The 19535-nt window shown below is 59.8% G+C and carries 11 protein-coding genes; 5 read left to right on the plus strand and 6 right to left on the minus strand.

Annotated features, from left to right (window positions below; translation table 11 throughout):
• Window positions 1-142: 142 nt before the first annotated feature.
• From ngg to ACIOWE_RS14485, 3 genes are all read right to left on the minus strand, one after another.
• Window positions 143-1891, minus strand: coding sequence for an N-acetylglutaminylglutamine synthetase (gene ngg, locus ACIOWE_RS14475; protein WP_401392400.1), 1749 nt, complete (start codon window positions 1889-1891; stop codon window positions 143-145).
• Window positions 1892-1894: 3 nt separating this feature from the next.
• Complete coding sequence (locus ACIOWE_RS14480) at window positions 1895-3667, minus strand: N-acetylglutaminylglutamine amidotransferase (protein WP_401392403.1); 1773 nt, start codon at window positions 3665-3667, stop codon at window positions 1895-1897.
• A gap of 109 nt (window positions 3668-3776) precedes the next feature.
• Window positions 3777-5594 (minus strand): dermonecrotic toxin domain-containing protein, encoded by a 1818-nt coding sequence (locus tag ACIOWE_RS14485; RefSeq protein WP_401392406.1) that lies wholly within the window; start codon window positions 5592-5594, stop codon window positions 3777-3779.
• A gap of 249 nt (window positions 5595-5843) precedes the next feature.
• Between ACIOWE_RS14485 and ACIOWE_RS14490 the strand changes: the two genes are divergently transcribed.
• Window positions 5844-10679 carry an NEL-type E3 ubiquitin ligase domain-containing protein gene (locus ACIOWE_RS14490; RefSeq protein ID WP_401392408.1) on the plus strand — a complete coding sequence of 1612 codons (4836 nt, stop codon included), beginning with the start codon at window positions 5844-5846 and terminating at the stop codon, window positions 10677-10679.
• A 3-nt stretch (window positions 10680-10682) separates the two neighbouring features.
• Here the strand turns inward: ACIOWE_RS14490 and mnmC are convergent, their stop codons facing one another.
• A complete protein-coding gene (mnmC, locus tag ACIOWE_RS14495) occupies window positions 10683-12662 on the minus strand; it encodes a bifunctional tRNA (5-methylaminomethyl-2-thiouridine)(34)-methyltransferase MnmD/FAD-dependent 5-carboxymethylaminomethyl-2-thiouridine(34) oxidoreductase MnmC (RefSeq protein WP_401392411.1) in 1980 nt (659 codons plus the stop codon).
• Window positions 12663-13018: 356 nt separating this feature from the next.
• Here mnmC and pap point away from each other — a divergent pair, with 356 nt between their 5' ends.
• Together pap and ACIOWE_RS14505 are read left to right on the plus strand one after the other, a co-directional pair.
• Window positions 13019-14533 carry a polyphosphate:AMP phosphotransferase gene (gene pap, locus ACIOWE_RS14500; RefSeq protein ID WP_401392414.1) on the plus strand — a complete coding sequence of 505 codons (1515 nt, stop codon included), beginning with the start codon at window positions 13019-13021 and terminating at the stop codon, window positions 14531-14533.
• A 103-nt stretch (window positions 14534-14636) separates the two neighbouring features.
• Window positions 14637-15821: a thiolase family protein gene (locus ACIOWE_RS14505; protein WP_401392417.1), complete on the plus strand. Its 1185-nt coding sequence runs from the start codon at window positions 14637-14639 to the stop codon at window positions 15819-15821.
• A gap of 111 nt (window positions 15822-15932) precedes the next feature.
• On the opposite strand, the gene ACIOWE_RS14510 is transcribed toward ACIOWE_RS14505, so the two are convergent.
• Entirely contained in the window at window positions 15933-16127 is a 195-nt protein-coding gene (locus ACIOWE_RS14510) for a DUF6316 family protein (protein ID WP_401392420.1), read from the minus strand.
• Window positions 16128-16334: 207 nt separating this feature from the next.
• Here ACIOWE_RS14510 and ACIOWE_RS14515 point away from each other — a divergent pair, with 207 nt between their 5' ends.
• Entirely contained in the window at window positions 16335-17294 is a 960-nt protein-coding gene (locus tag ACIOWE_RS14515; RefSeq protein ID WP_401392423.1) for a DMT family transporter, read from the plus strand.
• Between the two features lie 123 nt (window positions 17295-17417).
• Here ACIOWE_RS14515 and ACIOWE_RS14520 read toward each other — a convergent pair whose 3' ends face one another.
• Window positions 17418-18812, minus strand: a complete 1395-nt coding sequence (locus ACIOWE_RS14520) for a class II fumarate hydratase (protein ID WP_401392426.1) — start codon at window positions 18810-18812, stop codon at window positions 17418-17420.
• A 193-nt stretch (window positions 18813-19005) separates the two neighbouring features.
• Between ACIOWE_RS14520 and ACIOWE_RS14525 the strand changes: the two genes are divergently transcribed.
• Window positions 19006-19524 carry a DUF2059 domain-containing protein gene (locus ACIOWE_RS14525; RefSeq protein WP_201237291.1) on the plus strand — a complete coding sequence of 173 codons (519 nt, stop codon included), beginning with the start codon at window positions 19006-19008 and terminating at the stop codon, window positions 19522-19524.
• Window positions 19525-19535 lie beyond the last annotated feature (11 nt).

Below are 19535 nucleotides of genomic sequence, written 5' to 3' on the forward strand. Positions count from 1 at the left end.
AGCACATCGATGGTTTCGATGAGGAGGAAAATTTGTGGCGCCTTTGAGGGCCTCATCGCGAGCAGGCTCACTCCTACAGGGGAACGCGATCAAATGTAGGAGTGAGCCTGCTCGCGAAGGCGTCAGCCCAGGCAAAGCAAAATCAGGAAACAACCGGCTGACTGTGCGGAAACAACAAATCGACAAAGCGCTCCGCCGTCGGCTGCGGTTCGTGATTGGCGAGACCCGCGCGTTCGTTGGCCTCGATGAAGACGTATTCGGGCTGATCCGCTGCCGGCACCATCAGGTCGAGGCCGACCATTGGAATATCCAGCGCCCGCGCCGCGCGCACGGCCGCATCGACCAGGGTTGGATGCAGAATCGCCGTGACATCTTCCAGCGTGCCGCCGGTGTGCAGATTCGCCGTACGCCGTACGAACAGATGCTCACCGGCCGGCAGAATGCTGCTGTAGTCATAACCGGCTGCATGCAACGTGCGCTGGGTTTCATGATCCAGCGGAATTTTGCTTTCGCCGCTCGTGGCTGCTTGCCGGCGGCGGCTCTGGGCTTCGATCAGCGCACCAATCGAATGCTGACCATCGCCAATCACTTCCGCCGGACGACGAATCGCCGCTGCCACCACGTCAAAACCAATCACCAGAATGCGCAGATCGAGACCTTCGTGAAAGCTCTCCAGCAGCACTCGGCTGTCGAACTGCTTCGCTGTTTCGATGGCCTGCTGCACCTCTTCGATGTTTTGCAGATCCACTGCCACGCCTTGGCCTTGTTCACCGTCGAGCGGTTTGACCACCACCCGTTGATGCTCATCGAGAAAGGCCAGATTGTCGTCAGCGTTGCCGGCCAATTGTTGCGAGGGCAGTTTCAGCCCGGCGGCTTTCAGCACTTTGTGTGTGAGGCTCTTGTCCTGACACAGGCTCATGCTGATCGCACTGGTCAGGTCGCTCAGCGATTCGCGGCAACGCACGCGGCGCCCGCCGTGGCTGAGGGTGAACAGCCCGGCGTCGGCGTCATCGACTTGTACGTCGATACCGCGTCGATGCGCTTCTTCGACAATGATTCGTGCATAGGGATTGAAATTGGCTTCCGGCCCGGGACCGAGGAACAGCGTCTGATTGATGCCGTTCTTGCGCTTGATCGCGAAAGTCGAGAGATTGCGGAAACCGAGCTTGGCGTAAAGGTTTTTCGCCTGACGGTTGTCGTGCAGCACCGACAGGTCAAGGTAGCTCAGGCCGCGACTCATGAAGTGTTCAATCAGATGGCGCACCAGCACTTCGCCGACACCGGGTCGCGAGCACTGCGGATCAACCGCGAGGCACCACAGGCTGCTGCCGTTTTCCGGATCATTGAAGGCCTTGTGATGATTGAGGCCCATGACGCTGCCGATCACCGCGCCGCTGTCCTCATCCTCGGCCAGCCAGTACACCGGGCCGCCCTGATGATGCGGGGTGAGCAACGTGGCATCGATCGGCAGCATGCCGCGCGCCTGATACAGCTGATTGATTGCCTGCCAATCCGTTTCGCTCTGCGCACGTCGAATGCGGAAACCGCGAAACACGCGAGTGGCCTGACGGTAATCGCTGAACCACAGGCGCAACGTGTCGGACGGATCGAGGAATAACTGCGTCGGCTCAAGGCCGAGAATCTGTTGCGGCGCGGCGACGTACAGCGCGATGTCGCGCTCGCCGGGCTGCTCGTTGAGCAATTCTTGCGCCAGTGTGGCCGGGTCGGGAAAGGTGTGGCCGATCAACAATCGGCCCCAGCCGCAATGCACTGCAATCGGCGCGGTCGCGAGTTCGCTGCCGTCTTCGGCCAGACGCGCCTGCAAGCGTTCATACGACGGCGTCTGGCCGCGAATCAGGCGTTGGTTGATGGCCGTGGCGTGGGGTTTCATCAATCAGATTCCTTGTTCACTGAGCCACAGGTTCAGGGCTGCCAGTTGCCACAGCTTCGAGCCGCGCAACGGCGTCAGTTGGCCCTGCGGATCAGTCAGTAATTTGTCGAGCATGGCCGGATTGAACAGGCCGCGATCCTGGCTCGGATCGAGCAGCAGTTCACGCACCCAGTTCAAGGTGTCGCCCTGCAAATGCTTGAGGCCGGGCACCGGGAAGTAGCCTTTCTTGCGGTCAATGACCTCACTCGGAATGACCCGGCGCGCCGCTTCTTTGAGCACTTGCTTGCCGCCGTCCGGGAGTTTGAACTTGCCGGGCACCCGCGCCGACAACTCGACCAGGCGATAGTCGAGAAACGGCGTGCGCGCTTCCAGGCCCCAGGCCATGGTCATGTTGTCGACGCGTTTGACCGGGTCGTCGACCAGCATCACCGTGCTGTCCAGACGCAGCGCTTTGTCTACCGCCGCCTCGGCACCGGGCTGTGCGAAATGTTCCTTCACGAAGTCGCCGGCGGCGTCATTCGCGGTCAGCCATTTCGGTTGCACGGTGGCGGCATAGTCGTCGTAGCTGCGGTCGAAAAACGCCTCGCGATACGCCGCGTAAGGATCGGCCGCGCCGTCAACTTGCGGATACCAGTGATAACCGGCGAACAACTCATCGGCGCCCTGGCCGCTCTGCACCACTTTGCAGTGCTTGGCCACCTCGCGAGACAACAGATAGAACGCGATGCAGTCGTGGCTGACCATCGGCTCGCTCATTGCGCGGAACGCAGCGGGCAGTTGCTCGATGATCTCTTTCTCGTCGATGCGCAGTTGGTGGTGCCGGGTGCCGTAGTGCTTGGCGATCAGGTCGGAATACTGAAACTCGTCGCCGCGCTCGCCGCCGGCATCCTCAAAGCCGATAGAAAAAGTCGAGAGGTCTTCCACGCCGACTTCACGCAACAGCCCGACCAGCATGCTCGAATCGACACCGCCGGAGAGCAACACGCCGACATCCACGGCGGCGCGTTGGCGAATGGCCACGGCTTCGCGGGTGCTGTCGAGGACACGGTCGACCCAGTCTTCGAGGGTCAGATTTTTCTCGTCGTCGTGTGGGCCGTACGGCAGGGTCCACCAGGTTTTCTGCTCGGTAGTGCCGTTGGCTTCGATGCGCATCCAGCTCGCCGGTGGCAGTTTTTCAATGCCGGCCAGCAAGGTGCGCGGCGCCGGGACCACCGCGTGGAAATTCAGGTAATGGTTGAGCGCCACCGGATCAAGGATCGGGTTGATGTCGCCACCCTTGAGCAGCGCCGGCAATGCCGAGGCAAAACGCAAACGCTGACCGGTGCGCGACAGGTACAGAGGCTTGACGCCGAGACGGTCGCGGGCGATGAACAGCCGCTGAGCGTCGCGTTCCCAAATGGCGAAGGCAAACATGCCGTTGAGTTTCGGCAGCAGCGCTTCACCCCAGGCGTGATAGCCCTTGAGCAGCACTTCAGTGTCGCCGCCGGAATAGAACGCGTAACCCAGCGCTTCGAGTTCGGCGCGCAGTTCCGGGAAGTTATAAATCGCGCCGTTGAAGGCCAGTGACAGGCCCAACTGACTGTCGATCATCGGCTGCGCCGAGCCGTCCGACAGGTCCATGATTTTCAGGCGACGATGGCCCAGGGCAATCGGCCCTTGGGCATGGAAGCCCCACGCGTCCGGTCCGCGAGGGGCCAGGTGATGGGTGATTCGTTCAACGGCTGCAAGGTCTGCAGGTTGATGATCAAAACGTAACTCGCCAGCTAATCCGCACATAAAGTCCTTACCGGTTTTTCCGTTGGGGAGGGGGCAAACACTACCTCGCCAAAAGGGCGGGTACTCAGAAACTGACCCGCCTCGGTAAGTGGAGTTTTAGAACGATAAGTTATAAGACCGCTGGCGGTGTCGCTGCTGGCAGCGAACTGACCGTGTCTGCAGCTTCCGTGACTTCAAGTGTTTTCGTTGTTCCGACGACGGAGCGTTTGTGCTGCAAGTTCCAGCCGCTGCCGGGGGAATAGACCACGGGCGGGCGGTAGGCCGCTTCGTTGAGTGGATGGCGAATGCGCCATGCCAGAGGATTGGGCTCGACTTCGTAGACGCTGCCGGCCACTCGGATGAAATGCCGCCCGTTGTAGTTGCGCACCCGCTGATCATCGTCATCGGGATACGCCTGATCCATGATTCGGTTAGCTGCGTGGGTTTTCTGTTCGTACCCGGACAGCGTTCGTTTCCACAGCAAAGCGTTCTTTTGCGGATTGGAGTGGTCTTGCAGTTCGAACTTCTTGAAAAACACAGAAGTTGGTTCGGCGGACGTATCGAGGGGTTGCTCACTGTCGCTTTGACTATTGGCATCTGCAGGGGAGAGTTTTTCCTTCAGATTCAGCAGTGCGTTGAGCCCCAGCAGTTTTTCGCTGAACGTCCAGTCTTCGACACCGCTAAACACGTCGCTCAGCAAAGCATCTGGCGAACCGGCGCGGATACGTTTGTTGAAGTCGTACATCAAGGTTTCGGAGAGCGACGGGCGTTGCTGCAATGCACGATTTTCACGCCGCTTGTCATGCATCGACTGGTTGACCTCGGCAACGGGGACAGCCAGTTGCTTGACATCGGATGCGAATTTATCAAGTTGCCGTTTAAACAGATATTCGAATAGCCCCTGGCTTAGCGGGGTGAAGCTGATGTCCTTGGTAAATGACACCACGCCCAGTTTTTCATTGAGGAAGTCATTCTGATCGCTGCGGTTTAGTTGAGCGGCGAACACGCTTCGCAGCGACGACTGACCAAGCAGACTGGCGGCGAGACTGATCCGGCAGTTGTCTTCATTATCGGTGTGGTAAAAAACGCTGCCTTTATCGTCAGGCACATAAAGCAAGTAACGATCCTGGGTCGATTCATGAGTGAGACGGCAAATGATCAGTACGGCATTGACCAGATATTTGCCGAAGATCTGTACCGAACAGAGTTGAATCGGTGCGTTATTGAAAAGGTCACCATTGAGAATATCGTCATTGCCCTCGGTAAATTGAGTCAGCATGAATAACAGGAATTGTTGAATGTCTTTGCTGAAATATCGGTTGTAGGCGGCCATCCTCATATTGAGTTTGCCAAGCTGCACGGCCTGCAACTGGACGTTTGGCTCTTCAAATGTTCGAGTGATCAGTTTCTGGTATTGGTCACCGAGATCGAGCTTGCGACTCAACGCCGCAAATACTTGCGCAGTCATCTGCACGTTGGCGGCACTGTCGGCGGGTGTGTCCTGAGCGTCGGAAAGCGTTGCGCTATCGGCCGAGAAGTAATTAGCCGCAGCTTCGGCGTTGGTAAAGTTCAGCATCGCTGCTTGCAGCAAGGTACAGGCGTGTTTGGCTTTTTCCGAACGTGCCTTGGGGACGAGCCTGATGATGTCCTGAACCCTGAATCGGGTGCCGTAGGTCTTACGTAACTCGTCTCGAAGTATCCGCCCGCAGAACTTGTTGGGGGTGTCCAGGCTGGGCAGCAAAGTTTCAAAAAAAGTCTGGAGCGCGAGTGCCTTTTTCAGTGCGGATCGATACTCGGCGATTCTGGTTTGGTCGGCGTTCGGCAGTTTGCCGGACAGGCATTTTTCGACAATTGTTGCTTTGTCCCAGTCATTGATCTCATTGAAGACTTGAGTCAGTAAGTTGTCGTTCGTGGGCGTGCCAGGTTGTTGCTCCAATGGCAAAGTCATACAAGAAGTCTCATCGCGGAAGGAGACTCGATGTTAGGCGCAGTGAGTACAGAAAAATAACGCCATTAATGAATGGTTTAGGGGCGAAGTTCAGCTGGATTTTGAAAGTTTGACATATCTATGTACCGCACATTTGTCGAGAAAGTATGCCTGTTGCAATGCCAGTGAAAATGATCAGTTTTTATGTTTGCCGTTTTGTTTTAAATCGATAAGGTCAATGGCTCATACCTGCAATAAAGGACTATTGCGATGACGACCACTCAAAACAAAACCGAGCCTCGGGCGCCGACACCGAACGAAATACTCGGCACCTTGCTCGAAGCCACTGGCGATCTGGAGAGTGCCAAGGCACTGCAAAAGTGCCTGCCCGAGATACTCCTGAAAAGCTCGATTGACACCCTGGCTGCACTTGATCAAACCGTGCGTGACCTGCATGCCGTTCAGCTCAAGGTTGAAAAGGATCTGCTCCAGCTCAAACCCCTGAACACCTTCTGCATCACTGAATTGACCCGTGCGCTGAAAGACAAATGGCCGGCGGTGTTTGATGTCGAACAGGATCTTCTGAGTCTGCCGGGACCCGATTGTGGTTGTACGCCGACATCGACCGACAACAAGGGCATTGAAACCGTCCCGCATGCCACACAGACGCTGCTGCAGGCCGCCATGCAGAATTTCAGCGTAGACGAAGAAGCCGACGGTTTTCCCGAGGGCAGTCTGGTGCGGGTGAACAGTGCGCCGTCAGGTGTGGACGGCTTGACCCCGGCGGCATTCGCCAAACTCTGTCGTGAACTGGATCTGGGCAAGCGTTATCAGGAACATTTTCAGCAGGCGTTCGGCATCACCGAAAGCGACGGCAAGGTCGTCGCCACCAGCAGCATGACCCGCGACATCGCCACGATGAAAAAAAACCTGCTGCAACTGGATATGCATCTGGCCGGGCTCAGGTCGCACATCACGCCGGAAGGCGTGCGGATGCTCCAGCAATTGGCGGCCGCTGACGGCAAACCGTCCGCGCAAACCCTGCGGTACGGGCAAAGCCCCATGATCATGCAAGGCATCGAAATCCTCGACAGCTGCATCTGGGGCGTTGTGGTGTTTTCCGCGCGGTCGGTCGAGTCGTACCCGGACGAGTGGTGCCTGGTGTACATGGCCGGCGAGCCCGAACGGCCGCTGTATGAATACGCCAGTTTTACCGAGTTCAAGCAGTACCTCACGCAGCAACTGAGCGTGAAAAGCTACAAGGACTACTTCGCCAACAGCCTCGATGAGGATGATAAGGCAGACTTCTTCAAGACCTTCGCCAGCACCGCTGATCTGGGGCACATTCGGCAGTTGCCGATCAGCGTGCCGTTGTTCGAGTTCATGGTGCAGAGCCACGTCGGCAAGCTGCAGATCGATGCGCGCAAACTGGCTGTGCCGACCGCTGATATCGATGAGGATGTGCGGGATAAGCGCTTGCTCGATTTTCTTGAGTTGGGTGTGACGATTGCGACGGTGGCGGGATTTTTCGTGCCGGTCATCGGCCAATTGATGATGGGCGTCGCGGCCGGGCAGCTGCTGGCCGAGGTTTACGAAGGCGTCGAGGACTGGCGCCGGGGCGATCAGCAGGCGGCACTCTCGCATCTGTTCAGCGTGGCGGAAAACATTGCTTTGATGGGGTTGTTTGCCGGTGGGCAGAAGGCAGTGGGGTTGCTCGGGCGCAAACTGGTCAGTGCCCATCCGGAGTTTTTCGCGCAGTTCACCGCGATTACCCATCCGGCCGGAAAAGCACGGCTGTGGAAGCCTGATTTCGCCACGTATGAGCATCGGCTGCCGGAAGGTTTCACCGTGGCCGCCGACTCCGAGGAGATGTACGAGATCGGCGACAAGATCGTCGGTCGCGTCGACCATCGGATCGTCTCCGGCGCTATCGATGCGCAGACCCAGCGCTGGCGCCTCGACCATCCCCATCGCGCGCAAGCCTACGCGCCTGAGCTGGAGCGCCATGTCGAGGGCGGCTGGCGACTGGCGACCGAACATCCCGAACAGTGGACCAGCACGCCCTATACCCTCAAACGCATGGACCCGCATCTGAGTGAGTTCGCCGACAGCGATCTGGAGACGATGCGTCGACTCAGCGGCGTCAGCCACGAGCAATTGCAGCGTGCCTTTATCGACAACCTCGCGCTGCCCGTGCGCTTGCGCGACACCGTCGAGCGCCTGCGCATCGAGCGCGAGTTGAGTCAGCTCATCCGTGAGCTGCGCACAGGTGAAATTCACTCGGGTCAGCCTGTGCAGGAACAATTGCACGGCTTGCCGAAGTTGCCCGGCTGGCCGACGGACCGCTACATTGAGGTCAACGATAGCGAAGGCGTTGTTAGCGCAAGGTATCCCGCGCCCGCCATCCCTGACGATACGCTCAGCGTGGTGGTCAGCCAGGATCAGCTGGATTCCGGGCAATTGCTGCAGACGGTGATCGACGGCCTGTACCAGAAGGAGGTCGATACGCTGCTGAGCAGCAAAGTCAACGCCGCTGGCGAAAGTCAGGCGCTGGCGAAGAAGCTGGGCGCGGCGTTCAAGGCCGATCGTGCAGCGGTTTTCGAGCGCATGTATCAACGCTATGACCAGAGTGAAGTCGACGAGGTGAAGCAGTTGCGCAACGTGTTTGCCGAGCTTCCTGCGCGTTACGCTCAGCGCCTGATCGACCAGGCGCCGAGCGTCGAACGTGGGCATCTGCGCGCCACCGGGCGGGTGCCCCTGGGCCTGGCGCAAAAGGTCCGCGATGCCAGCGCTGCGGTGCGCCTGGATCGGGCGTTAAGCGGGTTTCACCTGCCGCAGATTGCCAATGCCGATAGCGAAAAACTGGCCATCCAGTTGTTGCCCCGTTTGCGCGGCTGGGACCCGGCCCTGCGTCTGACAGTGCGTGAGAAGACGCTGACCGGGCCGGTGCTTGAAGCCATCGGAGAGGCGTCGGCGACACCTTCGAATACGTGCACGCTGGTCAAATCGACCAGTGGTTATGAAGCATTCGCCGGTGACGGTAAATCTGTCGGGAGCGTGGCGGCGGGCCCGGACAGCCTCTATGCCGGCATCCTCAAGGCGTTGCCGCCGCGCCAGCGACTCGCCGCCGGTTTTCCCGATCCGGTTGACGCCGACAGTGCACGGCTGCGCAGTGAATTGCTTAATGTCGCACTGGATGAGCGTGAAGCCAGTGCGCGGATCTTGCGCGACGGCAAACTTGAGCCGCTGGTGGTTGAGCCTGCGTGTCTTCAGGCCGATCAAGCGCCGGCAACGCCGAGCCATCCCCGCGCGTTACTGCGCAAGGTCAGAAAGCTCTATCCCCGATTTTCTGAAACCCGGGCCAGTGAGTTTATCGATGGCTTGGGCAGTGACGTGCTGACCCGCGCCACCCGGGTACAAGCGTTGCTGACCGATCGTGCACATCTGCGCGAAGTGCTGGAAAAATGGAGTGAGGATCAGGACGCCATGAAAGCTGTGGGCGGCGACCTGCGTGAACTGCGGCGAAGCCGCAAGTGGGCCGCAGAGCAGATCGAGGACGGATTTCGACGGATTTATCTGGCGACCGATGAGCGTGGAAAATCAGTCTGCGCCCTGAATCTCGACGGCATGCGGGTGGGCAAACTGCCGACCTTACCGCCCGGGTTGAGTTTCGATCATATACAGCGGTTGTCGCTGAAAAACATGGCGCAGGACGACGACCTCGCTTATTTCCTCAAGGCCTTCAAACAGGTCGAATCGCTGGAACTCGACAACAACACACTCACCCGGCTGCCGGAAGTGCTGTCGCATATGCCCAAACTGGCCCGGTTGAGCCTGGCAGGCAACCAGATCAAATTGACCGAGCACACCCTGGCGAAACTCGGCCAGTTGCGCACCCTGCAGCAACTGAACTTGAGCGGTAACCCGTTGGGCGCAACCCCGGACGTCGGCAAGCTGTTTGATTTGCGTGCCTTGTCTCTGCGCGACACCCGCGCCACCGAATTGCCCAAAGGGCTTGCACGCCTGCCTTATCTCGACTGGGTGGACTTGCGCAATAACGAGATCAAGGACCTGCCTGCATGGCTGTTCAAGTCCTCCAGGCATTTCAGTCAGGCACTCAATTTGCGCGGTAATCCTCTGGCGCTGACCAGCCGCACTCATCTGACCGATTATCGAAAAAACATCGGTGTTGGCATGGGCTATCTGGAGGATGACATCGCCCGTCTTGACGAACAGCAGGCGCGCTCGTTGTGGTTCAAAGACGGAGCCGGTGAGGATTGGGGGCGGCGTAACCGCATCTGGACGGCATTCAAGGATGATCCAAGGGCCGAAGGCTTGTTTCATCTGCTCTCGGAACTGGGTAATACGGCCGATTCCGAAAAGGTCAGCGAAGACATGCATCGACGGGTCTGGGCGGTGCTTGAAACGGCCGAGCCCGACGCGATCCTCAGCGAGCAAGTGCTGAATCTGGCCGCCAACCCGATCAACTGTACCGACAGTGCGGCGATAAACTTCAGCCATCTCGAACTTGCGGTGGAAGTGAGCAGAGTGACGCGGATTGCGGACGGCCAAACCATCCGTGCGAAACCGCTGCTCAAGCTGGGTCGAGGTCTGTTTCGGCTGGACCAGCTCGACGCGATTGCGCGCGAACACTCACTCAAACATCCGAAGGCCGATCCGCTGGAAGTGAACCTGGCCTATCGCACCGGACTGGCCGATGCACTCGATCTGCCGGGGCAGCCACGGCATATGAAGTTTGCCGTGTTGGGCGCAGTGACCGAGGCCGATCTGGCGACGGCGAAGAACACGGTCAATGCCGCGGAACTGTCTTCCGAATGGCTGACGTTCATGCAGCGCCAACCCTTTTGGGGCGATTACCTGAAACGCACGTTTCCACGCAAGTTCGCCGCCATCGATGATACGTTCGCGCCGCAGATGAATACGGTTTTCGAACAGGCGACCCAACTGACCACCGCTGATTACCTGGCCCAGATGGACGCCATCAAATTAAAGCGAGAGCAAGCTGTCGACGCCGAACTCTCACGCCTGACCGACGATGCGATACGTCTGGCCGATCTGGGTCTCTGTTCGATAGCCGATGCGTGAGCTCTACTTGCCGCGAATCAATTGTCGCAGCGCGAAACGGTTCGGATGACAGGCCTCGGCGACGCTTCTTGGCAGCGGCAACGGCTCATTGTCCAGCCAGGCGGCGAGCAGTTCGCCAGACAGCGGCGCGGTGATCAGACCGCGTGAGCCATGCCCGCTGTTGACGTATAAACCGTCGAGCCATGGGCAGGCGATGTCCGGCACTTGCCGGGCATCCTTGCTTAGCGCGGCATAGGCTTGAATGAATGCTTCGCGGTCGGCGAGGGGACCGACGATCGGCAGGTAATCCGGGCTGGTGCAACGGAAGGCTGCTCGGCCCTGGAGGTCCTCAGGATCCTGCTGATCGATCTGCAGACGCGTCACCAGGTCGCTGGAAATCTCTTCGAGCATGGCCAGATTGCCAAAGTGCTCGGCGGTGGTCGGCGTCAGGTCGTTGCTGTTGAAATCGAAGCTGGCGCCAAGGGTGTGTTCGCCTAATCGTGCGGGGGCAACGTAACCTTCGGCGCACACCACGGTGGCCAGCGCCTGGCTCTGTTCGGTCTGTGCCAGTCGCGTGATCTGCCCGCGAATGCGCTTGAGTGGCAACTCGGCACTTTGCGCAAAACGCTTGATCTCGGCAGCACCGGCCAGCACCACGACCGGCGCGCTGGCGAGTAAACGGTCGCCGTCGAAGGCTTGCCACTGGTCATCGACCTTGCGCAGATCAAGCACTTCGCGATGGCTGAGCAATTCGACATTCGCTTGCGCCGTTTGCGCCTGACACAGCGCGGGTGGATGCACCCAACCACCTTCGGGATAGTACAAACCGCCGTGGGCCACACCGACGCCAGCGCGAGCTTGTGCCTCGGGCTGGTCGAGCCACAGCAACAGGTCTGGCGCAAACGCCTCCGCCAATTGCGCGTGGCGCTCGGCTTCCTTGGTGTTGAACGCCAGTTGCAGCACGCCGCAATCGTCCCAGTCGCGGCCGCGTTGCAGGGTTTCCAGCAGACGTCGGGTGTAGCCGAAACCGCTGACAATCAGTTGTGACAACGCGGTGCCATGGGCCGAGAGTTTCAGGTACAGCACGCCTTGCGGATTGCCGGACGCTTCCTGCGCAATGGCAGCGTGACGCTCGAGCAGACTCACATGCCAGCCGCGTGACGCGAGGCTGGCTGCCGTGGCGCAGCCGGCCAGACCGGCACCGATCACCAGCGCCCGGCGGTCACCGTTCAGCGGGGCAGGGCGTGCGAACCAGGGTTTTTCCGCTTGCGGCGGGGCAACGTGCTCGGGCCAGCCGAGGAATTCGCCACGGAGGATTTCCCATTTGTGGCCGATGCCCGGCGTGCGTTTCATCTTGAACCCGGCGGCGTTGAGCAAACGCCGCACCCACCCGGTGCTGGTAAAGGTGCTGATGGTCGAGCCGGGCGCGGCCAGTCGGGCCAGTTCGACGAACAGTTCAGCGGTCCACATGTCAGGGTTCTTCGCCGGGGCGAAACCGTCGAGAAACCACGCGTCGATCTGCGCGTCCAGCTGCGGCAATTGCTCGAGGGCATCACCGATCAACAGCGTCAGTGTCACTCGACCGTTGGCCAGGGTGATGCGCTGAAAGCCTTGATGGATCGCCACGTAATGCTTGAGCAACTGATCGGCGAGTGGCTTCAGCGCCGGCCATAACGCCAGTGCGCGTTGCAGGTCGGCGGGGCTCAGCGGGTACTTTTCGACACTGACAAAATGCAGACGCGCACTGGCCGAGGCATGCTCTTCGAACAGTTGCCAGGCGCAGAGAAAATTCAGCCCGGTGCCGAATCCGGTTTCGCCGATGACCAGTCGCCCGTCCGCCGGTAATGCCGCGAAGCGCTCGGCCAGACGGTTCTGCTCAAGAAACACATAACGGGTCTCCTCCAGCCCCGACTGGTCGGAAAAATACACGTCATCGAACACCCGCGAACGCGGGCGTCCCTGGTCATCCCAGTCGAGTTGGGCGTGGGGCATTACAGGTTTCATGGCAGGCTCGGCAGCAACAAGGCCGCCATTCTAGCCGATCGCGCAGGGCCTGCTTGATCCAAGGCAAGCCTTGTATTGGTCGCCTAAAGGACAATCGATGATTCAGGATTGGATATAAGGATTTATGTGGCGAGGGAGCTTGCTCCCGCTGGGTTGCGAAGCGGCCCCGAAATCGGACGAATCGTGTATGTCTGACTCCCCGCGCCAGCATGATTGGCGCCTGCTGCGCAGTCGAGCGGGAGCAAGCTCCCTCGCCACAGGATCGTCGTTCACATCGCTTGCTGTGAGGCGGGAATTTCTCCGCCTTGCCCGTGCCCAATCCGCTAGTCTTGCTGAACCCTGGAAGGAGCCGTCCCATGTTTGAATCCGCTGAAATCGGTCACGCCATCGACAAAGACACTTATGAGTCCGCCGTTCCTGCACTGCGTGAAGCACTGCTGGAAGCGCAGTTCGAGTTGCAGCAGCAAAAGCGTTTCCCGGTGATCATTTTGATCAACGGTATCGAGGGCGCGGGCAAGGGCGAGACGGTCAAATTGCTCAACGAGTGGATGGACCCGCGCCTGATCGAGGTTCGCACCTTCGATCAGCAGACCGACGAAGAACTGGCGCGGCCACCGGCCTGGCGTTACTGGCGGATGTTGCCGGCCAAGGGGCGGATGGGGATTTTCTTCGGCAACTGGTACAGCCAGATGCTCCAGGGTCGGGTGCATGGATTGTTCAAGGACCCGCGCCTGGACCAGGCGATCAACGCCGCCGAGCGTCTGGAAAAAATGCTCTGCGATGAAGGCGCGCTGATCTTCAAGTTCTGGTTTCACCTGTCCAAAAAACAGATGAAGGCGCGGCTCAAGGCCCTCGCCGACGATCCGTTGCACAGCTGGCGCATCAGTCCGCTGGACTGGCAGCAGTCGGAAACCTACGACAAGTTCGTCAAGTACGGCGAGCGTGTGTTGCGTCGTACCAGTCGCGACTATGCGCCGTGGCACATCATCGAAGGCGCCGATGCGCATTACCGCAGTCTGGCGGTCGGCAAGATTCTGCTCGAGGGTTTGCAAAACGCCCTGAAGCGACCGGACGTGCATCCCCACGATGTCAGTGCGGCGCCATTGGGCACGGCAGTCGATCAGTTGAACCTGCTCGACAGCCTCGACCTGACCCAGCGCCTGGACAAGAAGGACTATGAAGAACAACTGATCACCGAGCAGGCGCGGCTGTCCGGGCTGATGCGCGATAAACGCATGCGCCGCCACGCCTTGGTGGCCGTGTTCGAAGGCAACGACGCGGCAGGCAAGGGCGGGGCGATTCGCCGGGTCGCAGCCGCACTCGACCCGCGCCAGTACAACATCGTGCCGATTGCCGCGCCGACCGAAGAGGAGCGCGCGCAGCCTTACCTGTGGCGGTTCTGGCGGCATATTCCGGCGCGGGGCAAGTTCACCGTGTTCGACCGTTCCTGGTATGGCCGAGTACTCGTGGAGCGGGTCGAAGGCTTCTGCAGTACCGCCGACTGGATGCGTGCCTACGGCGAGATCAACGACTTCGAGGAGCAGGTCGACGACGCTGGCGTGATCGTGGTCAAGTTCTGGCTGGCCATCGACAAGGACACGCAAATGGAGCGTTTCCAGGAACGCGAAGAGATTCCGTTCAAGCGCTTCAAGATCACCGAAGACGACTGGCGTAACCGCGACAAGTGGGACGACTACCGCGCCGCCGTCGGCGACATGGTCGACCGCACCAGCACCGAGATTTCTCCGTGGACGTTGATTGAGGCCAACGACAAGCGCTGGGCGCGGGTCAAGGTGTTGCACACGATCAACCGGGCACTGGAAGAGGCGTTTGAGAAGTCCGACAAGAAGGCTAAAAAGCACAAGGACTGAACCGATGGACACGCATACGCGGGGTGAATGATTGTCGCGGTCGGTAATCGGGTGGACTTATGCTCAGGTCCACTTTCAACCGACAACAACAATGAGGTATGCCATGCGTGAAGTGGTGATCGTCGACAGCGTACGGACCGGCCTGGCCAAGTCCTTTCGCGGCAAGTTCAACCAGACCCGCCCTGACGACATGGCGGCGCACTGCGTCAACGCGCTGCTGTCGCGCAATGACATCGATCCGGCCAGCGTCGAGGATTGCATCGTCGGCGCCGGTTCCAACGAAGGCGCGCAGGGCTACAACATCGGTCGCAACGTCGCGGTGCTCTCGCAACTGGGCACAGGCGTGGCGGGCATGACCCTCAACCGATTCTGTTCGTCGGGTTTGCAGGCGATTGCGATTGCCGCCAACCAGATCGCCTCGGGTTGCAGCGACATCATCGTCGCCGGCGGTGTCGAGTCGATCAGCCTGACGATGAAAAGCGTCAATACCGATCACCTGATCAACCCGCTGCTCAAACAGCAGTCACCGGGCATCTATTACACGATGGGCCAGACCGCCGAAGTGGTCGCGCGGCGTTATGGCGTCAGCCGCGAGGCGCAGGATCGCTATTCCCTGCAAAGCCAGATTCGTACCGCTCAAGCGCAGGCCTCCGGGTTGTTCAACGATGAAATCGTGCCGATGGCGGTGAAGTATCGCGTCGAGGACAAGAACAGCGGTGAAGTGCAGATTCTCGATGGCATCGTTGACCGTGACGACTGCAACCGCCCGGACACCACTTACGAAAGCCTCGCCGGGTTGAAGCCGGTGTTTGCCGAAGACGGTTCGGTGACGGCGGGTAACTCGTCGCAGTTGTCCGATGGCGCTTCGATGACGCTGGTGATGAGCCTGGAGAAAGCGCTGCAACTGGGTCTCAAGCCGAAAGCGTTTTTCCGTGGTTTTGCGGTCGCCGGTTGCGAGCCGGATGAAATGGGCATCGGTCCGGTTTTCTCGGTGCCGAAACTGCTCAAGACCAAGGGCTTGCAAGTGGCGGATATCGATTTGTGGGAACTCAACGAGGCGTTCGCGTCGCAGTGCCTGTACAGCCGTGATCGGCTGGAGATCGACAACGAGAAGTACAACGTCAATGGCGGCTCGATTTCCATTGGTCACCCGTTCGGCATGACCGGGTCGCGTCAGGTCGGGCATCTGGTGCGGGAGTTGCAGCGGCGTAATCTGCGTTATGGCATCGTCACCATGTGCGTTGGTGGCGGGATGGGTGCGACGGGGTTGTTTGAGGCGGTGCGTTAAGCGCTGACCTGTTTGTTGTCTGATCTACCGCTTTCGCGAGCAGGCTCGCTCCCACAGGTGATCGCATTCCCCTGTGGGAGCGAGCCTGCTCGCGAATGAATTCACCACGGACTAGCGGTTGGAGTCCTGCAACTGCATCCGCGCGATATAAGCCCGGATTTCCAGCTCAGCCTTTTCGGCACTGTCGAACGGCCCCTCAAGGGTATTTTCCCGCGTGCTGAAAAACAGTTCGCCATTGACCCGGCATATCCGATCGCTGCGAAAGTGCGTGGCGGGGGCGGGGTCCTGGCGGCGCATGCCTAACATGACGGGTCTCCTTGATGGCGGTGGCGGTGGATACAATGAGCTTATGCCTGAAGCACTTACCCTGCCTGCTCTGCCGATCAACGGCACACGTCAATTTAATGCTGCGACCTGCACAGTTTCATTCGCGGCGTGTCCGGAACTGTCCCTGTGTTGCGTGCGTTGCCAAGCCTAGAATGAGCGCACTTGTCAGCAGGCTTCGGGGTTCGCATGCACATTTCATCGGGTCGCTGGGTGTACGGCTTGTTCCTGGCGCTGCTGACGGCGTTGTTGTGGGGCATCCTGCCGATCAAGCTCAAACAGGTCTTGCTGGTGATGGACCCGATCACGGTGACCTGGTTTCGCCTGACGGTGTCCGGTGGCTGCCTGTTCATTTATCTGGCTGCGGTCAAACGTCTGCCGAGCCGCAAAGTGCTCGGGCCGAAGGGCGGCTGGCTGGTATTGATGGCGGTGCTCGGGCTCGTCGGTAACTACGTTCTGTACCTGATGGGCCTGAATCTGCTGAGTCCCGGCACTGCGCAACTGGTGGTGCAGATGGGGCCGATCATGTTGTTGATCGCCAGTCTGTTTGTGTTCAAGGAACGCTTCAGCATCGGCCAGGGCATTGGTCTTGCGGTGTTGTTGATCGGTTTTGTGCTGTTCTTCAATCAGCGTCTGGCGGAGTTGCTGACCTCGCTGTCGGATTACACCGCCGGGGTGTTGCTGGTGCTGCTGGCGTCGACGGTCTGGACCTTTTATGCGCTGGGTCAGAAGCAGTTGCTGACGGTGTGGAATTCGCTGCAAGTGATGATGGTGATCTACCTGTTCTGCGCATTGTTGCTGACGCCTTGGGTGCATCCGCTCGAAGCACTTGAGTTAAGCCCGTTGCAGGGCTGGCTGTTGTTGGCGTGCTGCTTGAACACCTTGATTGCCTATGGCGCGTTTGCCGAAGCGTTGGCGCACTGGGAGGCGTCGCGGGTCAGTGCGACGCTGGCGATCACGCCATTGGTGACGTTCAGTGCGGTGGCGATTGCCGCATGGATGTGGCCGGAATACGTGCATGCCGAGCAGATCAACGGTCTGGGCTACGGCGGGGCAGTGCTGGTGGTGCTGGGGTCGGCGCTGGTGGCGTTGGGGCCGTCGTTGATTGCCGGATTGAAGGCGCGGCGGATGAAGGTGGCGGCAGGTTGAACCGCGTCGACCTCATTCGCGAGCAGGCTCGCTCCCACCATTGATCGCAATCCCATGTCGGAAATGCGATCGAATGTGGGAGCGAGCCTGCTCGCGAAGACGGACATCGAGGCGCTAGAGAACTCAGCCCTTGGCGCCAGCCTCGATCATGTTCTCCGGCCGCACCCACGCATCGAACTGTTCATCAGTCAGATAGCCCAGTTCCAGCGCCGCCTCACGCAAGGTCAACCCCTCGCTGTAAGCCTTCTTGGCGATTTCCGCCGACTTGTCGTAGCCAATGTGCGGATTCAGTGCCGTCACTAGCATCAAGCCACGTTCCAGATGTTTCGCCATGACTTCGGCGTCCGGCTCAAGACCGGCAATGCAGTGCTGCTGGAAGTTGCTGCAGCCATCGCCGAGCAGGCGGATCGATTGCAGCAGGTTGTGGATGATCACCGGCTTGTACACGTTCAACTGCAAGTGGCCCTGACTGGCGGCGATGCCGACGGTCACGTCATTGCCCAGCACCTGGCAGGCGAGCATCGACAGCGCTTCGCACTGAGTCGGGTTGACCTTGCCGGGCATGATCGAGCTGCCCGGCTCGTTGGCCGGCAAGCGCACTTCGGCAAAACCCGCGCGGGGGCCAGAGCCGAGCAGGCGCAGGTCGTTGGCGATTTTCATCAGCGCCACGGCGAGGGTTTTCAGCGCCCCGGACAGACTGGTCAGCGGCTCGTGGCCGGCCAGTGCGGCGAACTTGTTCGGTGCGGTGACGAACGGCAGGCCCGACAGCGCGGCGAGTTCCGCCGCAATCGCCTCGCCAAAACCGTGCGGCGAGTTCAGCCCGGTACCGACAGCGGTGCCGCCCTGCGCCAATTCACACACCGCCGGCAGCGCGGCGCGGATCGCCCGTTCGGCGTAATCCAGTTGCGCTATGAACCCGGACAATTCCTGGCCGAAGGTGATTGGCGTCGCATCCATCATGTGCGTACGGCCGGTTTTCACCAGTTTCATGTGGCGAGCGGCGAGTTCAGCGAGACCACCGGACAGCTCGGCAATCGCCGGCAGCAACTGCTCCTGCACGGCTTTGACCGTGGCGATGCTCATGGCGGTCGGGAAACAGTCGTTGGAGCTTTGCGAACGGTTGACGTGATCGTTCGGGTGCACCGGCGTCTTGCCGCCGCGCGGATTGCCGGCCAGTTCGTTGGCGCGACCGGCGATCACTTCGTTGACGTTCATGTTGCTCTGGGTGCCGCTGCCGGTCTGCCAGACCACCAGTGGAAACTGGTCGTCATGCTGGCCGTCGAGCACTTCGTCGGCGGCTTGTTCGATCAGGCGTGCGATGTCGGCGGGCAGGTCGCCGTTGCGGTCGTTGACCCGTGCGGCGGCTTTCTTGATCAGGGCCAGGGCGTGCAATACCGGCAGCGGCATGCGTTCCTGACCAATGGCGAAGTTGATCAGCGAGCGTTGCGTCTGAGCACCCCAGTAGGCGTCGTCCGGGACATCGATCTGGCCCAGGCTGTCGGTTTCGATACGGCTCATCGTGCACACTCCTGTTGGTCTGTTTGCGCAGTTTAGGCCGGTGTCGGCCCAGGTGGTTCCCTCGATCCGATTGTTGACCGGCAAATCCCCGTCAATCAAGCGCGGCAAGGCCCGGGGGTTGAGCCGCAGCGATTTTTAGGCGCAGAATGGTCGCCCTTGGGGTTTTACCTCGCTTTGCTTAAAAGGAAACTCGATGACTCGTCTTCGTGCCATCTGTACCGCGGTTGCACTGGTTTGCGCCAGCGGCCAGGTGCTTGCCGATACCGCCAGCCACAACGCCAGTGCCGAAGCTTTCCTGACCCTGGCGCACGCTGACAAGCTGGGCACCCCGGTGTACATGCAAGTGCAGCAAATGTTCGCCCAGCGTTTTGAACAGACCAAAGCCCCGGAATCCAAGAAAGCCACTCTGGAAACCTACCAGGCCAAGGCCAACGCCGCTCTGGACCAGGCCATTGGCTGGAACAAGCTGAAGCCGGACATGGTCAAGCTCTACACCAGCAACTTCAGCGAATCCGAACTCAAGGATCTGGTCGCGTTCTACCAGTCGCCACTGGGCAAGAAAGTCCTGGAAAAAATGCCGCAGCTGACTCAGCAATCGGCCCAGATGACTCAGGCCAAGCTGGAAAGCGCGGTGCCGGTGGTCAACAAGTTGCTTGACGACATGACCAACGAGCTGGCCCCGAAAGGCGCTGCTCCGGCCAAGAAGAAGTAAGCGGAGTTCGT

It is taken from the genome of Pseudomonas sp. NPDC087598 (genome assembly GCF_044743525.1).
In the GTDB taxonomy this organism is placed as follows: Bacteria; Pseudomonadota; Gammaproteobacteria; order Pseudomonadales; family Pseudomonadaceae; genus Aquipseudomonas.

Excerpts from the sequence above, each read along its gene's own strand:
- ngg (WP_401392400.1), bottom strand. The coding sequence starts at position 1,891 with ATGAAACCCCACGCCACGGCCATCAACCAACGCCTGATTCGCGGCCAG.
- ACIOWE_RS14480 (WP_401392403.1), bottom strand. The coding sequence starts at position 3,667 with ATGTGCGGATTAGCTGGCGAGTTACGTTTTGATCATCAACCTGCAGAC.
- ACIOWE_RS14485 (WP_401392406.1), bottom strand. The coding sequence starts at position 5,594 with ATGACTTTGCCATTGGAGCAACAACCTGGCACGCCCACGAACGACAAC.
- ACIOWE_RS14490 (WP_401392408.1), top strand. The coding sequence starts at position 5,844 with ATGACGACCACTCAAAACAAAACCGAGCCTCGGGCGCCGACACCGAAC.
- mnmC (WP_401392411.1), bottom strand. The coding sequence starts at position 12,662 with ATGAAACCTGTAATGCCCCACGCCCAACTCGACTGGGATGACCAGGGA.
- pap (WP_401392414.1), top strand. The coding sequence starts at position 13,019 with ATGTTTGAATCCGCTGAAATCGGTCACGCCATCGACAAAGACACTTAT.
- ACIOWE_RS14505 (WP_401392417.1), top strand. The coding sequence starts at position 14,637 with ATGCGTGAAGTGGTGATCGTCGACAGCGTACGGACCGGCCTGGCCAAG.
- ACIOWE_RS14510 (WP_401392420.1), bottom strand. The coding sequence starts at position 16,127 with ATGTTAGGCATGCGCCGCCAGGACCCCGCCCCCGCCACGCACTTTCGC.
- ACIOWE_RS14515 (WP_401392423.1), top strand. The coding sequence starts at position 16,335 with ATGCACATTTCATCGGGTCGCTGGGTGTACGGCTTGTTCCTGGCGCTG.
- ACIOWE_RS14520 (WP_401392426.1), bottom strand. The coding sequence starts at position 18,812 with ATGAGCCGTATCGAAACCGACAGCCTGGGCCAGATCGATGTCCCGGAC.
- ACIOWE_RS14525 (WP_201237291.1), top strand. The coding sequence starts at position 19,006 with ATGACTCGTCTTCGTGCCATCTGTACCGCGGTTGCACTGGTTTGCGCC.